The organism is Pseudoalteromonas sp. R3, assembly GCF_004014715.1.
GTDB lineage: Bacteria > Pseudomonadota > Gammaproteobacteria > Enterobacterales > Alteromonadaceae > Pseudoalteromonas.
Genome location: NZ_CP034834.1, coordinates 388956 through 403190, shown reverse-complemented (window position 1 = coordinate 403190; position 14235 = coordinate 388956). Strand labels below are relative to the sequence as shown.

The following is a 14235-nucleotide window of genomic DNA, read 5'->3' as shown; positions in this document are numbered from 1 at the left end:
TGCCAAAGATTGAAAATACTCTCACATGAGAGTATCTTTACAAAAAACATCAACGGAGTCTATGCAAAATGAGTGCAGAATTCGAGTATATGAGCGGTTTTGGCAATGAATTTGAAACCGAAGCCCTACCCGGCGCCCTACCAGTCGGTCAGTTTTCACCACAAAAAGTAAAATACGACCTTTACGCAGAGCAATACAACACGACCGCTTTCACAGCGCCGCGTGCTGAGAACCGCAGAAACTGGTTCTACCGTATTCGACCATCAGTTGTTCAGGGCGATTATCAGGCGATGAATAACGGCCTGCTGCGCACAGCCCCAATCACTGAGGTGCCTACGCCACCAACCATGCTGCGCTGGAACCCAGTCGAAGTACCTGCTGAGAAAACTGATTTTATCGATGGCTTAGTTACTATGGCTGCGAATGGCAGCGCTAACGGCCAAGCTGGTATCGGCATCCACGTATACGTTGCTAACGCTTCTATGGAAGGTCGTTATTTCTACAATGCAGACGGCGAATTACTCTTCGTTCCTCAGCTTGGTGAGCTGGTACTGCACACTGAATGTGGCAAGCTGGCAATTAAGCCTGGCGAAATTGCTGTGATCCCGCGTGGTATTAAGTTCCGTGTAGAACTACTCAGTGAACAAGTTCGTGGTTATATCTGCGAAAACTATGGCAACCCATACATCTTGCCTGAGCGCGGTCCTGTAGGCGCGAATGGCTATACCAATGAACGCGATTTCCTTTACCCGGTGGCAGCGTTCGAAGATCTGGAAGGTGATTTTGAACTCGTTGCTAAATTCAATGGTAACCTGTTCCGTTGTGATATCGGACATTCGCCACTTGATGTTGTTGCCTGGACAGGTAACAGTGCCCCGTATAAGTATGACCTTGCCCGTTTCAATGTCATGAATACGGTAAGTTTTGATCACCCTGACCCGTCAATTTTTACCGTTCTGACGTCGCCTTCTGGCACACCAGGTGTTGCAAACGTCGACTTTGTGATTTTCCCACCGCGCTGGATGGTGGCAGAGAATACTTTCCGTCCGCCATACTATCACCGTAACATCATGAGTGAATTTATGGGTCTGATTGAAGGTGTATACGATGCCAAAGAACACGGCTTTGTTCCCGGCGGAATGAGCTTGCACAACTGCATGTCTCCACATGGTCCTGAAGCGGATGTATTTGAAAAAGCATCTAACGCAGAGCTTGAGCCGCAGCGTTATGAAAACACACTGGCCTTCATGTTTGAGTCACGCTATGTGATTTCACCGACTAAGTATGCATTAGAAGGTAAAGAGCGCCAGCCGAATTATCTTGATTGCTGGAAAGGTATCAAGAAGTATTATAAAGGTGCCTAATCGCCCTTTGTAAATTCAACTGAGTACGCTGAGCGGGAAAAATTCTGCTCAGCGTTTCTTATTTGAGCCAAATGCTCTTCTGGCCTTCTTGTTAGGACCAGAATAATCGTCGTGAATTAAAGGATCAAACATGAAACTGTACACCTATTTTCGTTCTTCCGCTGCATATCGTGTTCGCATCGCATTAAACCTGAAACAACTGGATCATGAACTTGTTCCAGTTAACTTGCTGAAATCAGAGCAACAAGGCGCTGATTATCTAAGTAAAAATGCACAGGGTCTGTTACCCGCACTTGAGACTGACCAAGGTATGCTGGCACAGTCGTTGGCTATACTCGAATGGCTTGAGGAAGCATTTGATGCAACACCATTATTGCCAGATGACGCCTGGCAAAAGGCTCAGGTACGCAACTTTAGCTATGCTATCGCTTGTGATATTCACCCTATTGATAATCTGAGAGTACTGAAGTATCTGAGTAATGAGCTATCAGTCTCAGATGAGCAAAAAAATACCTGGTATCGACACTGGGTAATTGAAGGTTTTAAAAAGCTGGAGGTTATGTTGGGTGATGACACCTTTTGCTTTGGTGATACGCCGACGCTAGCTGACGTTTGTTTGGTACCACAAGTTTACAATGCCCTGCGTTTCAACGTTGATATGAGTGAGTTTCCAAAAATTGCCCGAATCTACGAACATTGTAATACGCTCAGTGCATTTACACAGGCTGCACCGGAAAATCAGCCTGACGCACCTCAGTAACACCGTAAGCAGGAGCGCAAGCATATTGCGCTCCTTTCATTTCACATCTTACTTAAGAGCACTATGTACCTGGTCTAAATGAGTTAGCAAGTCATGTCCAAGGTCTGTTAAGTAACCCCCGTCGGGCTGATCGATAACCCCTTTCGCATATAAGCGCTCTGCAGCTGCTAATATACCCTGATCTGCATTTTTGTGTATTTTTATCCCCTGGTGCAAACTACTACGTGGAAACTTCACCAGTAGTTCCAACTCAGCCATTAGTTTTTCATCAAATGCCATAATCCCTCCTGAGACCTAATAATAGGCCCAACTTCTGCATGTATTATCTCGGCCAGACAGCAACAAGATGCTTGCCAGCACATTACCAATAGCTAAGGTATATAGTACATTAGCTTACCAACTTAAATTTAGCCTGAACTGGGAGTTATGCCATGAAAAATCGGTCAGTTTTCTTTTTATTTACATTTTTTTTGATTCCACTCAAAGGACATGCCTTTGGTGAGGAGACAAATCTATATCTGGAACAGCTGCAGCAGGTGTGTTGGTATCAGGATCTCAGGTATACACAAGGTGCAATCATCAAGCAAGTTGATAAGCTTTATGTCTGCAGTCATCGCTACGCAAACCAGCCACAAAGTCCACTAATGTGGCTCAAGCTTGATGAAAACGGCGAGCCTGTCAGAGTAGAAATGAAAGGTAAAATCAGGGTACACTAGACACTTTGAAACAATGAATAAAGCAGTATGAGCGGATCACAACCCAATAATCCATTACACGGTGTCAAACTTCAGGATATTGTTGAGCGCCTGGTTGAACAACTCGGCTGGGAAGCAATGTCTGAAGCGGTAAATATCAATTGCTTCAAAAAAGACCCTTCAGTGAAATCGAGTCTGAAGTTTCTGCGTAAAACACCATGGGCAAGAGAGAAAGTAGAAGCACTCTATATAGATACTTTTCATGGCTTTAGCTGGCCGGAGATTAAGAAGCCCTAATACAAGCGGTCATAGGCAGCTTTAATACGGCTAGTGACACTCGGAGGGACTTTCTTATTGCAGGCAAAATAAAGCTGGGAGTTCATTTTGTTGAGTGTCATAACACGCTCAAGTTCACTGCTCATTGGCTCGCTCTTGCTCTTATGGTCAAACTGGGCGTCACTCAGAATCACCAAATCAACACTATCTCGGCGTGTGGCAAGTAGCTGAAATATTTTATCAAATGACTGAATTAGCAAAAGCTGTTGACCTTCAGTAAAACCGTGGCTCTTAAGAAATTGATGACTAAAATTATCTCGAATAACCGCTATTTTGTACTGCCGGGCTTGTTCCAGGTTGTCGATGCGAATATTTGCCGTCTTTAGGGCGTAAAAGGAAGTTGTAAAGCTGCCAATAGGAAACACCCATGTAAATAATTCATTTCGATGCTTGCTTTTGGCAATAGAAAAAATACAGGTGTTTGGGTCGCGCTTTGCACTATTATAAGAGATACTCCAGTTGTCTACCGATAACTGATATTCAATATCTGCCTCATTTAATACTTTTACGACTTTTTCCGCAGCATGGCCAACCAACTCCCCCTCGCCATTTACATATTGAAAATGTGCGAAGTTTTCAGTAACCAGAGTCAGTGTATAAGCATGTGCAGCGACACTCCCTAGCATTAACCACGGGTAAATCAGCCAGCGTATCAAGCCTCGCTCCTTTGGTTTTTATCAACTTACAAATTTTAATATAGGAAAATATTCGGATGCTGTGAATAGAGCGAGCAGTTAAATTTTGCTGAGGGCGGTGGAACTTGATGGCGATAAGGTGAAAGAAGGCCAAAGCCTTCTTTCACTGGTTAATTAGCTTTTATTGATGGCGTCAATCAGAAAAGCGGACAATTTCGCCCCTTCTCGAAGCGTCGTCTCTGAGCTAGACGAGCCTGACAGTGAGCTATCTGTAAATGGCGCGATTTCCATCATATCTGCTCCCGTGATCGGAAACTCTTTGCTTAACGCCGTTAAAATGGTCATTGCCTCATCAGGTGTCATACCGCCAGATTCTGGTGTACCGGTCGCTGCAGCGAACTCTTCATCGAGCGCATCAATATCAAAACTGACATACAGCTCATCGACTTTATCTTCTTTAAGCTGCTTAATCACCTGGTCTACGATTGCACTTGCGCCCTGCTCACGAATTTCGTGTGCCCAATGTTGCTTGACGCCAAATGTAGACTCCCAATGTGCTTTACTCTTACCGCTTGAGCGGATCCCAAACTGAATAAGGTGGTGCGGTGCAGGAAGAAACTCTAGAATATGTGTACACCAAGAACCAAAGCACAGATCAATACCTAATCGCTCAACGAGCAAATCTGTATGTGCATCAAAGTGAATAATGGCAGTGCGCTTACCCTGCTCACGTTTGGCTTTAAGATACGCCTTGGTAAGCGGGTAACTAATGGAGTGATCACCACCAATGCCAAAGATCCCTTTCTCAGGATAATGCGCATAAAAACCATCACAAACATCTTCTGTGATAGAAAGCGGAGACACATGGTATTCACTGTTTTCGTCCTGATATAAGGCCTTCTGACAGTTACTGATGGTTCCCTCATTAAGGTATTTATCATGCAGCAAGTGAGGAATAACCCGAACGTCACCCAAATCAAACGCGCTGACTTGAGGCTGCTGTGTCAACAGTGTGGAACGAAGGAACAAGGGTCCCCAGTTGGCACCTCTTAAGATACCGCCGCCACAGTCTGAACTGACCCCCAAAATGGCAGCTTTGTACTTGCTATCAGTCAGTGTATTCAGTGACTCTTTCCAAAGAGGCTCAATGTTTTCTGTCTGTCCATAAAGCTTTTCACGCAACGCAGCTTTTCTCTCTTTTGCCGTGTTGACAGTAAACACACCGTCGCCAGGGGGACATAAACAGTTTTCTATTTTCTGATGAAATTTTACCTTGCTATCACTCATTGAGACCTCCTCAGTCAACTGCATAAACATGCCACACCGTTACTCAAAGAATAATTGTCAAATTAACAGAGTCTGCATACTCGGTTAGCGAAACGCGTCAAGAACCTCTCACTAGAAAACCAAGCCACCCCTTATTTTTCAATTAGTTACGGATATCAAGTGGACTTTAAAACGATTATATAAATTGTACTGGGGTCGGTATAACATGGCTGGGAGATAAGTCAACCGCTCCGACATCATTGATATCAGCCTGAGCGGTTGAATATGCAAGCTAAGTGTTTGCTTATTCGTATTTTCTTGGCTTTTTAGTTTTGATTGTCGCAATATAGCCGTGCCAGCTCGCATAGGCCAGCAGTGGCATAATGACAATAAACCCAGCCGTACCTGTCAGGAAGCCTACTATAACTAGAACACCTATGGTTGCCCCCCAAACTATCATCGCTGCAGCATTAGACCGTACCGCATGAATTGACGACACCACTGCTGTCATTATATCTACACGACGCTCCATCATAATCTGAGGTGTAAACGCCGAAATCGCAAAAACTGTCACCACAAGAATTCCTCCCACCAAAGTTCCCAGACCCAAAAAGGCTGAAAGCTGCTCAAAGTTGGGGTTTGGCACATTTGGGTATAATGCATGTATCAATGCCGCCAGGCGCATCCAAACTATCATAATGACCATAAGTAAAATCGCAAATCCCCACTCGCCGGCAGGATTTCTGAACATACTTTTGAGGCTATGACTTAAAGTTGGCTTATGGCCTTTTTCAAGCTCCCAGGCGACATCATATAGCCCGGCGGCAAATGCAGGACCTATCAATGCAAACGCAACAGCGGCTGGCAAAATCACAAGGTGTGTTTCAACTTCAAACGCAAGCCACATAATGGCGGCAGGAATTGTTGTAAAAACCAGTCCATAAATTAAACTGAGCAAAGGTGCTCGGGCAATGTCTTTAAAGGCGAGTGCGAGCCAATGAAACGCCACAAATGGGCTTAGCTTATTGCTTTCAAAACAGCGGGCAAACTCGTTGTGCTTGTCTATCGATTGTGTTGCAGGCATAGTAGGTATTCCCCATTTGCTTTCTCCTTATTAAGGTTTAGAAGACAGTCGACAATGTTGCAAGCAATCGGTTAATTTCAATTAGCGCTTTGTTTACAGCTCGGCGTTAAAATGCCGATATCAGTGGCAGACAAACAACCCTTTGTTTCATTGAAAGTTAAACGAAAAATAATTGCATAAACCCCGGCTCACAGGGGGATTTTAGTAAACGACACAATTGTAACGCTCAAAGGCCAAGGTAAGGACATTCGTCCTGTACTTAAAAGCACGTAAAATTGACCATTGGGCTTTAGAACTACACAAGGTTTATTTATGGAAAAGGTATTTCACCTGGGTCTTTCGAAAGCAGATCTAAACGGTGCAACACTGGCTATCGTTCCTGGCGACCCAAAACGTTCAGAGCGGATCGCGGAACAACTGGACAATCCAAAATGTTTAGCTCAGACACGCGAATTTCACGTATATCTTGGCGATATTAACGGTCAATCTATTGTGATCTGCTCAACTGGTATCGGTGGACCATCAACGTCAATTGCAGTCGAAGAACTCGCTCAACTTGGCATCAATACCTTTTTGCGCATAGGTACAACCGGTGCTATTCAGCCGCATATCAATGAGGGTGATATTCTGGTTAGTACTGCTTCCGTGCGCCTCGATGGTGCCAGTCAACATTTTGCACCGCTTGCCTATCCAGCCGTTTCTGATTTTCACAGCACATCAGCCATGGTCGAGGCCTGTGAGCAGTTAGGTGTGACCTATCATACCGGTATCACCGCTTCTAGTGATACATTCTATCCTGGTCAGGAGCGCTATGATACCTTCTCTGGTTACGTGCCAAAAGCGTTCCAGGGCTCATGCGAAGAGTGGCAAAAGCTCAATGTAATGAACTATGAAATGGAGTCAGCGACGCTCTTTACAATGTGTGCTGCTTTGGGCCTAAAAGCAGCCTGTGTAGCGGGCGTACTGGTTAATCGTACACGCCAGGAAATCCCGAATGTTGACCACAAACTGGTAGAGAAAAACGCAGTCGCAGTTGTCATCAAAGCGGCCGAAATCGTACTAGAAAGAACAAAGTAGGCGTTAGCCTACTTTATTTCGATCGCATGATACTGCAGTTTTAACGCACCGTTAAAACTGCTTATCACAGCTTCTGTCACTGCCCTTTGGTTTTCTCTTCCCTTTGTTTCTACCAAAGTAGCGCGTTCGAGCTTTGCCTCTGCCAGTATTTCACCACTCATCGCCAACTGACTAAGCGCACTCTGCATAGGCGATAAACTTGGGCTGTATGCTGCATTTTCTATATAACGGCCGTAGAAACGCCTGCCGCTTGTCATCACCAACTCAGCCGCCGCCACATTTTTTGTATAAGGCGCATAAACTTGACTCAAATGATTGATTAACTCTTCGGACAGGCCATCAGTGCTCTGTATCTCCATTGGTTTACTGCCAAACAGTGCCTCCTGATTGCCCAAATCCGTAGGGCCAAAATCCCCCGGAAGTAATTGAGATAAGGTCGTCTCCCCCGTTGGCAAGGTGATTTTGAGCTGTTTTGCGTTTTTCAGCTCATTCATAAACTGGCGACAATACCCACAAGGCGCAGCAGTAATATCTATTCGAGAGATTTCCTGAGCCCCGTTTAACCAGGCATTATTAATTGCGGCCTGCTCAGCATGAACAACCAAAGAGAGCGCCCGGTGAGAAAATTCCAGGTTTGCCCCTAAGAAATAGCATTCAGTGTTTTTGTCATAAGCAACAGCACCTACCAAAAAAGATGAAATAGGCGCCTGAGCAAAACTCGCAGCATAAGGTAACAGGGCTTGACCTAATTGCGTGTTATCACATCCTAGAAGGGACTTGATCTGGTTCTGAAGATCGGGGGTTAATACCCCGTTGGCGGATTTACACACTTCCAAAACGGAAGGGTTTAACTTGTTGTCAGTGTCTACCATATATCATTATTATTCGCTCAGACAACTGCCTGAGCAGCGCTTTTTTGCGCTTGTTTCATGGCAGACCAGTTTACGCTCGAATTAGCATTTACTCAACCATTCCTTTGCACTTTTGAAGCACTCAAAATTTTCTGCATTGATGCCAAAACGCTGCACTTTCTGTAGGAACAAATCATGCATAAACCCCTCGATGCCGACAACTCTGGCGATTTTCATGTTTTTAACATGATGCGCTACCTTAGGCATGACGTTGACAACATCGATTGCAGCAAACCTGTGCTCCAGCTCGGAAACATCCACCAAAAGTTTACTGCTCTGGTGTTTTGAGGCATAACTATTTGCCGCTTTGTAGGCATTAACAACATCATCCACCCCAGCTTTACCTCTGAGGGTCATCATGATTAGAGTTGTCGTTTCATCATATGTGATACTGGTTGAAAGCGTTGACATTGCGGCCTCTGACTATTGCTTAAACTCGTGTTAAGTGCGTTTACAAGGTAGCAGGGCATTCTAGTTAAATACGAATTGATGTCAACAAATCAACCATAAAAAACTAGATAAAAACAAAAAACCAACCCTATAGGATTGGTTTTTGTTATTACGCAATGTAATCATTATTGCATCAATAAAAATTAACCCGTATTTCTTATCCCTGCTGCAATGCCCATCATAGTGATCATCAATGCACTGTCCAGATCTGGGTTGGCCTTATCTCGAGTGCGCTTAAGTAGTTCCACTTGCAATACATTGAGCGGATCCGTGTAGGGGTTACGAAGCTCTATGGACTCACGGATCCAGGGCTGCGCTGATAGTAACGAGCCCTTGGGCGCATACTTTTCGATAAACTGCGTTGCTTCTTTCAATTCACTGCGAAGTAACTTACCTAAAGGCTGAAGGGGTGTGGGTACTAGTCGTGCATCATAATATTCGCTTAACCATAAGTCGGTTTTACAAAATACCATTTCCAGCATCTCTAATCGCGTTCTGAAAAACGGCCATTGCTCACTCATCTCACCAAGTAGTGACTCTCCATGCTCCTTCACCACACTTTGTATCCCAGCCAGGGCACCAAGCCACGCAGGCAGCATGAGACGATTTTGACTCCAGGCGAATATCCAGGGGATGGCGCGCAGGCTCTCGATACCTCCCTGCGGCTTGCGTTTTGCGGGACGTGAACCCAAAGGCAACTTTGCCAGCTCAATTTCGGGAGTTGCTGCTCTGAAATAAGACACAAAGTCTGCATTACCACGGACAAAGTCGCGATACTGATTGCAAGACTGTTCACTCAGCAGCGCCATCGCATCGCGCCAATCCGACTTGGGCTGCGGAGGCGGATAAAGATTATTCTCAATAATGGCACTGGCATAGAGTGACAAACTCTGGATTGCGACCGGAGTAAGACCAAACTTAAAGCGGATCATTTCACCTTGCTCCGTCACCCTCAAACCATGACTCAATGATCCCGGCGGCTGAGAACGTAACGCCTGCGCAGCAGGAGCGCCGCCACGCCCTATTGTCCCTCCCCGGCCGTGAAACAAATGCATCTCAACCTGGTATTTCTCGCCCACATCAATCAGCTGCTCCATCGCCAAATACTGTGCCCAGCCCGCCGCCATCATGCCAGCATCTTTTGCAGAGTCAGAATAGCCGATCATCACGTACTGCTGCTGTCCAACATGCCCCTTGTACCAGCTCGAGTCAAACAGTTGCTGCATCACTTCCTGTGCGTTATTCAGGTCATCCAGAGTTTCGAAAAGTGGCGCCACAGGCAGTTTAAACGGGCAACCACTTTCCTGAAGCAATAATTCAACAGCCAGCACATCTGACGCTTCTCTGGCCATAGAGATAATATAGATACCCAGCGCAGCCCTGTCCTGCTTGGCAATCACGGCGAAGGTGTTCAGCACCTCCTGAACCTCTTCGCTGGGTTGCCAGTGTTTAGGTAACAACGGGCGTCGAGAAGAAAGCTCTGAAAGCAGAAAAGCCTGCTTGTCCTGCTCCGACCATTGTGCATAATCTCCCAGCCCCAGATAACGCGTTACCTCAGACAATACGTCACAATGCCTTCCCGAATCCTGACGAATATCCAGTTTGCATAGCTGAACCCCAAAGCATCTGAGTCTGTGCATTACGTCCAGCAACATACCGTTTGCGACCACTTCCATACCGCACTCGGTCAAAGAACGATAACAGACAGACAACGGAGCCATAAGCTGCTCCGTCGAACGGATTTTGTCCTGATGTGAGCTGGGCAGCAATTTAATCTTATGTTCCAGCGCCAATATCGTTTCATTCACATCTGCTTTTAACTGCTTCAGTAACGCCCGATAAGGTTCTGCATGGTCTCCCGTCAGCTTTTTTAACTCCTGATTTGCCGGCGCCATCGACAATTCTGAACTCAGTACATCCAGATCGCGGTAGTATAAGTCCAGCGCCATCCAGCGACCATGGTCAAGGACACTTTGAGTGACCTCTGCTGTGACGTTGGGGTTGCCATCTCTGTCTCCTCCCATCCACGACGCCAAACTTACAGGGGCATAATCCTCAGGCAGACTCATACCGAGTTGTCCTTCAGCCAGATGAGTCAGGGTACGCGTAAACTTGGGTACTGCGTCCCATAAGCTATTCTCAATGACCGCAAAACCCCATTTTGCTTCTTCAAGTGGGGTAGGACGCTTATTTCTGATTTCATTGGTGTGCCATGCCTGGCAGATCAATTGTTCAATTCGCGAAATCACTTCATTGCGACATAAACTGCTATCCTGACAATCAGCCAGTTCTGATAAACACTCACTGAGTTCGACGTGTTTACTGATCAAAGTGCGGCGTGTCACTTCTGTCGGGTGTGCTGTTAAAACCAATTCAATAGACAGGCTCTCAATAACATTGGCTGCGGTTTGAAGGTCGGTGTCTCCCTTGGCTACTTTCGCAGTCACCTCAGACAAGGTCGTTTGCAATGTGTCAAAAGGCCCTTGCGGACAACCGGCGTCTGAAATCGTGTGCTGTTGCTCAGCAACATTAGCGAGATTCAGAAAATGGCTAAATGCTCGACATACAGGTAATAGCTCTTCGTCTGGCAAAGATTGCAAAGTCTCTATTAACGTCTCTCTTGCCTGCACATCACCACTGCGAGATGATTTAGCAAGATGTCGGATCAACTCAACTTTTTCAAGTACCTCAGTACCTTGGGAGTGAGCAATAGTAGTGCCCAATAACTCACCAAGTAGACTGACGTTGCGTTTCAATTCTGTATATTGTTGTTGCATAACATGCTCCCTGAACAAATTTCATTCATCTCAATATACTGACTATAAAACGAAAAAGAAAAGATACTTTGATGACACCCGGAAGCGAAAAGTTATAAAAACAACCATTGCAATTAATTATCATTTGCAATTGACTTTATAAAAAGGATTAGTGATAATCATTCTCAATGAACTCCAAGACGCCTTTATTCTTCGTGCAGGGCTTCATTAACGTTGATCTGCCAATGGCTTTTTCACAGGGAGCATTGGTAAACGTACTCATTTACTTGCTACATTGCTCATATCAGTGACGGTTGATATGTATCAGAAAAGCCCGAAAGGGCTTTTTTTATTATGCCTCAATCGCTTATACTCGTCGTTTTGTACAACCACTCGCTAAAACAGTTTCAACTCCAGACTGCTATACTCAGCATCTGCTGCAAAGCAATTTGCTTGGGATGTCCATAGCGGCAAATAGAGTCTAATTAGTTAGGTCGACAGGCTATATAATGGGCCTAATTTAGTATTATGTTTGGTGACTTAAAACATAGGTTATTAAGGAGAACGCACATGTGGCATAAACTTACTTACGCACTGGTCCTTACGGGTTTGCTTGCTGCCGCCCCAGCTGCGAAAGCCGGGCTGGAGGAAGGCATAGCGGCTGCAAATGCCGGGCAATTTGATGTTGCGCTCAAAGAGTTCAGATACCTGGCTGATATGGGGTTTGCGCCTGGCATATACGAGTTAGCTAAAATGCATGAAGGCGGATACGGGGTACCCAGAAACCCACGAAAAGCCGCTGAACTTATGCAACAGGCAGTAAAGCTTGGCAGTGCCGATGCCATGTTTTCACTAGCTGTAATGTACGATCAGGGCCTGGGGGTTAAACTGGATAAACAAAAAGCGGTTGATCTGTTTAATGCTGCTGCCAGAAAAAATATGCCCGCGGCACAGTTTAATCTTGGCGTCATGCATGCCAACGGGGATGGTGTAACCCAGGACTACAACGAGGCAAAATTCTGGTATGAACGCGCCGCAGCGAACAATTACACTCTGGCGATGTTTAATCTTGCCCTACTCTACTATCAGGGTCTTGGTGGCGAAAAAAACATACAACGCTCATACATTTGGAACACTCTGGCAGAATATAACGGTTACCGTCCGGCCGCAACGAGTCGCAGACTTGATGAAAAAAGCATGTCTCGCTCACAACGCGAAGATGCTCAGGAAATCGCCGACAGCATTTATCACAAAATACAGGCTGGAACCTATATCGCAGGATCGCAAATCACCGAAGATTGATCGTTAGTTATCTAATCCAGTCAAAAATAAGCCGCAATAGAGCGGCTTATTTTTTATGACCTCTGTTCTTTGAGGTTCCCTAGTAGCCGAATATTCTGCTGCCTACCACCATAGTAAGCGTTGTGATGACCACAATTGCGAACAGGTTCATAACAAACCCAGCCTTGATCATATCGCGAATTTTGATCTCCCCCGAGCCAAACACAATGGCATTGGGTGGTGTTGCCACTGGCATCATAAACGCGCAGCTGGCTGCCATCGCTGCAGGAATAACCCAAATTAGTGGAGTGCCTGCTACTTGTTCGGCAACAGGACCAAGCAGAGGTAAAAAGCCTGCCGCCGTCGCCGTGTTGCTGGTTAGTTCGGTTAAAAAAGTAATGAGTGCAGCAACCGCCAGCACCCCGAGGATTAGAGGGATGGCACTCGCGCCTGCCAACATGTTGGCTATGTACTCAGCCAGTCCTGAGCCTTTGATTTGAGACGCCAGCGTCAACCCGCCCCCAAATAGCAATAATATTCCCCAGGGAACCTGCTGTGCTGCCTGCCAGTCCATCAAACGCGTATCGCTGCCGCCTTTTGCTGGCAACACAAATAGCAGTAGCGCGGCAGCCATCGCAATACCGGTATCCGTGATATCCAGGCCCGTTAAACTAGCCAGATAAGGTCGGGTGATCCAGCTTAGCGCAGCAAAGATAAACACAAAGAGTACGTTTTTCTCGGCCAGACTCATACGACCCAGTTCACTCAGTTGCTTCGTAAATATCTGAGTCAGATCGGTATCCTTGTTGCTCTTTTGGACTTTGAATGCAAAACGGGTTAACCATAACCAGCAAAGCAAAATCATTCCAAATGTGAAAGGTACAGCCATAATCATCCACTGCGCGAAGCCAATTTTAATCTGATAGTTTTCCCACAGGTAAGCAACCATTAAGGCATTGGGCGCCGTGCCTATTATTGTACCTACGCCCCCCAGACTCGCGCTATAGGCAATGGCAAGCAACAGAGCAATACCATAATTATTGTCCTGAGACTGGTTGTCCTTTAATACGTGAATAACGGACAGTGCAATGGGTAACATCATGAGCGTGGTGGCTGTATTATTGATCCACATAGATAAAAAGCCACTCACCAACATCATTGCCAGAATTTGCATTTTGGGATTATTACCACTTCGCAACATAGTGTGCAGCGCGATTCGCTTATGTAACTGCCACCTTTCCATGGCAATCGAAATCAAAAAGCCGCCCAAAAATAAGAAAATAAGGGGATGCGCATACAAACCAGAAGCAGACTTGATGTCATTAATACCTGCCAACGGCACAACGATCAGCGGTACCAGAGAAGTAGCAGGAATTGGCACTACTTCACTCACCCACCATATTCCCAGCCAAACAGCCAGTCCGGCTGTGCGCCATGCTTCGACACTCATTCCCTCGGGCGGGGCTGTAAAACAGGTCAGCAACATAAAAGCAGGACCGAGCAGCAAACACAGCCGATCGGTCCAGAGTTTTGATTTTTTTAAATTATCCATTCTTTATATTTTTTACCTGGATTTAACACACGGTGTCTATTATGCCAGTAAAATAAGTACAGAGTATG

At 45.7% G+C, this 14235-nt stretch carries 14 protein-coding genes; 6 read left to right on the top strand and 8 right to left on the bottom strand.

The genetic code is table 11. From position 1 onward, the window contains the following. The first annotated feature begins 68 nt into the window (after window positions 1-68). Window positions 69-1364, top strand: a complete 1296-nt coding sequence (gene hmgA / locus ELR70_RS01380) for a homogentisate 1,2-dioxygenase (protein ID WP_054016708.1) — start codon at window positions 69-71, stop codon at window positions 1362-1364. A gap of 130 nt (window positions 1365-1494) precedes the next feature. After that, window positions 1495-2124, top strand: a complete 630-nt coding sequence (gene maiA / locus ELR70_RS01375) for a maleylacetoacetate isomerase (protein ID WP_054016709.1) — start codon at window positions 1495-1497, stop codon at window positions 2122-2124. A gap of 48 nt (window positions 2125-2172) precedes the next feature. On the opposite strand, the gene ELR70_RS01370 is transcribed toward maiA, so the two are convergent. Continuing rightward, the gene (locus ELR70_RS01370) at window positions 2173-2403 is read right to left on the bottom strand and encodes a TIGR02647 family protein (protein WP_054016710.1); all 231 of its coding nucleotides are present in this window, start codon (window positions 2401-2403) and stop codon (window positions 2173-2175) included. A gap of 152 nt (window positions 2404-2555) precedes the next feature. Here ELR70_RS01370 and ELR70_RS01365 point away from each other — a divergent pair, with 152 nt between their 5' ends. Further along, the gene (locus tag ELR70_RS01365; RefSeq protein WP_054016711.1) at window positions 2556-2840 is read left to right on the top strand and encodes a DUF1496 domain-containing protein; all 285 of its coding nucleotides are present in this window, start codon (window positions 2556-2558) and stop codon (window positions 2838-2840) included. A 27-nt stretch (window positions 2841-2867) separates the two neighbouring features. Beyond that, window positions 2868-3116 (top strand): VF530 family protein, encoded by a 249-nt coding sequence (locus tag ELR70_RS01360; protein ID WP_054016712.1) that lies wholly within the window; start codon window positions 2868-2870, stop codon window positions 3114-3116. Here the strand turns inward: ELR70_RS01360 and ELR70_RS01355 are convergent. From ELR70_RS01355 to ELR70_RS01345, 3 genes are all read right to left on the bottom strand, one after another. After that, window positions 3113-3811 (bottom strand): transporter substrate-binding domain-containing protein, encoded by a 699-nt coding sequence (locus tag ELR70_RS01355; RefSeq protein WP_054016713.1) that lies wholly within the window; start codon window positions 3809-3811, stop codon window positions 3113-3115. The genes ELR70_RS01360 and ELR70_RS01355 overlap by 4 nt on opposite strands. Window positions 3812-3964: 153 nt before the next feature. Continuing rightward, window positions 3965-5077, bottom strand: coding sequence for an arginase family protein (locus ELR70_RS01350; RefSeq protein ID WP_054016714.1), 1113 nt, complete (start codon window positions 5075-5077; stop codon window positions 3965-3967). Between the two features lie 283 nt (window positions 5078-5360). Further along, window positions 5361-6140, bottom strand: a complete 780-nt coding sequence (locus ELR70_RS01345) for a DUF2189 domain-containing protein (protein WP_054016715.1) — start codon at window positions 6138-6140, stop codon at window positions 5361-5363. Window positions 6141-6452: 312 nt separating this feature from the next. Between ELR70_RS01345 and udp the strand changes: the two genes are divergently transcribed. Continuing rightward, a complete protein-coding gene (gene udp / locus ELR70_RS01340; protein ID WP_054016716.1) occupies window positions 6453-7217 on the top strand; it encodes a uridine phosphorylase in 765 nt (254 codons plus the stop codon). A gap of 8 nt (window positions 7218-7225) precedes the next feature. Here the strand turns inward: udp and cdd are convergent, their stop codons facing one another. From cdd to ppc, 3 genes are all read right to left on the bottom strand, one after another. Then, window positions 7226-8089 (bottom strand): cytidine deaminase, encoded by an 864-nt coding sequence (cdd, locus tag ELR70_RS01335; protein WP_054016717.1) that lies wholly within the window; start codon window positions 8087-8089, stop codon window positions 7226-7228. An 81-nt stretch (window positions 8090-8170) separates the two neighbouring features. Then, window positions 8171-8539 carry a hypothetical protein gene (locus tag ELR70_RS01330; protein WP_054016718.1) on the bottom strand — a complete coding sequence of 123 codons (369 nt, stop codon included), beginning with the start codon at window positions 8537-8539 and terminating at the stop codon, window positions 8171-8173. 182 nt (window positions 8540-8721) lie between these two features. Further along, entirely contained in the window at window positions 8722-11355 is a 2634-nt protein-coding gene (gene ppc, locus ELR70_RS01325) for a phosphoenolpyruvate carboxylase (protein WP_054016719.1), read from the bottom strand. A 549-nt stretch (window positions 11356-11904) separates the two neighbouring features. Here ppc and ELR70_RS01320 point away from each other — a divergent pair. Next, window positions 11905-12636: a tetratricopeptide repeat protein gene (locus ELR70_RS01320; RefSeq protein WP_054016720.1), complete on the top strand. Its 732-nt coding sequence runs from the start codon at window positions 11905-11907 to the stop codon at window positions 12634-12636. 79 nt (window positions 12637-12715) lie between these two features. Here the strand turns inward: ELR70_RS01320 and ELR70_RS01315 are convergent, their stop codons facing one another. After that, window positions 12716-14167: a DASS family sodium-coupled anion symporter gene (locus ELR70_RS01315; protein ID WP_054016721.1), complete on the bottom strand. Its 1452-nt coding sequence runs from the start codon at window positions 14165-14167 to the stop codon at window positions 12716-12718. Between the last annotated feature and the right edge of the window lie 68 nt (window positions 14168-14235).

Coding starts and splice junctions, on each gene's coding strand:
- maiA (WP_054016709.1), top strand. CDS start 1,495: ATGAAACTGTACACCTATTTTCGTTCTTCCGCTGCATATCGTGTTCGC.
- ELR70_RS01330 (WP_054016718.1), bottom strand. CDS start 8,539: ATGTCAACGCTTTCAACCAGTATCACATATGATGAAACGACAACTCTA.
- ELR70_RS01345 (WP_054016715.1), bottom strand. CDS start 6,140: ATGCCTGCAACACAATCGATAGACAAGCACAACGAGTTTGCCCGCTGT.
- ELR70_RS01320 (WP_054016720.1), top strand. CDS start 11,905: ATGTGGCATAAACTTACTTACGCACTGGTCCTTACGGGTTTGCTTGCT.
- ELR70_RS01360 (WP_054016712.1), top strand. CDS start 2,868: ATGAGCGGATCACAACCCAATAATCCATTACACGGTGTCAAACTTCAG.
- hmgA (WP_054016708.1), top strand. CDS start 69: ATGAGTGCAGAATTCGAGTATATGAGCGGTTTTGGCAATGAATTTGAA.
- ELR70_RS01365 (WP_054016711.1), top strand. CDS start 2,556: ATGAAAAATCGGTCAGTTTTCTTTTTATTTACATTTTTTTTGATTCCA.
- cdd (WP_054016717.1), bottom strand. CDS start 8,089: ATGGTAGACACTGACAACAAGTTAAACCCTTCCGTTTTGGAAGTGTGT.
- ELR70_RS01315 (WP_054016721.1), bottom strand. CDS start 14,167: ATGGATAATTTAAAAAAATCAAAACTCTGGACCGATCGGCTGTGTTTG.
- ELR70_RS01370 (WP_054016710.1), bottom strand. CDS start 2,403: ATGGCATTTGATGAAAAACTAATGGCTGAGTTGGAACTACTGGTGAAG.
- ELR70_RS01350 (WP_054016714.1), bottom strand. CDS start 5,077: ATGAGTGATAGCAAGGTAAAATTTCATCAGAAAATAGAAAACTGTTTA.
- udp (WP_054016716.1), top strand. CDS start 6,453: ATGGAAAAGGTATTTCACCTGGGTCTTTCGAAAGCAGATCTAAACGGT.
- ppc (WP_054016719.1), bottom strand. CDS start 11,355: ATGCAACAACAATATACAGAATTGAAACGCAACGTCAGTCTACTTGGT.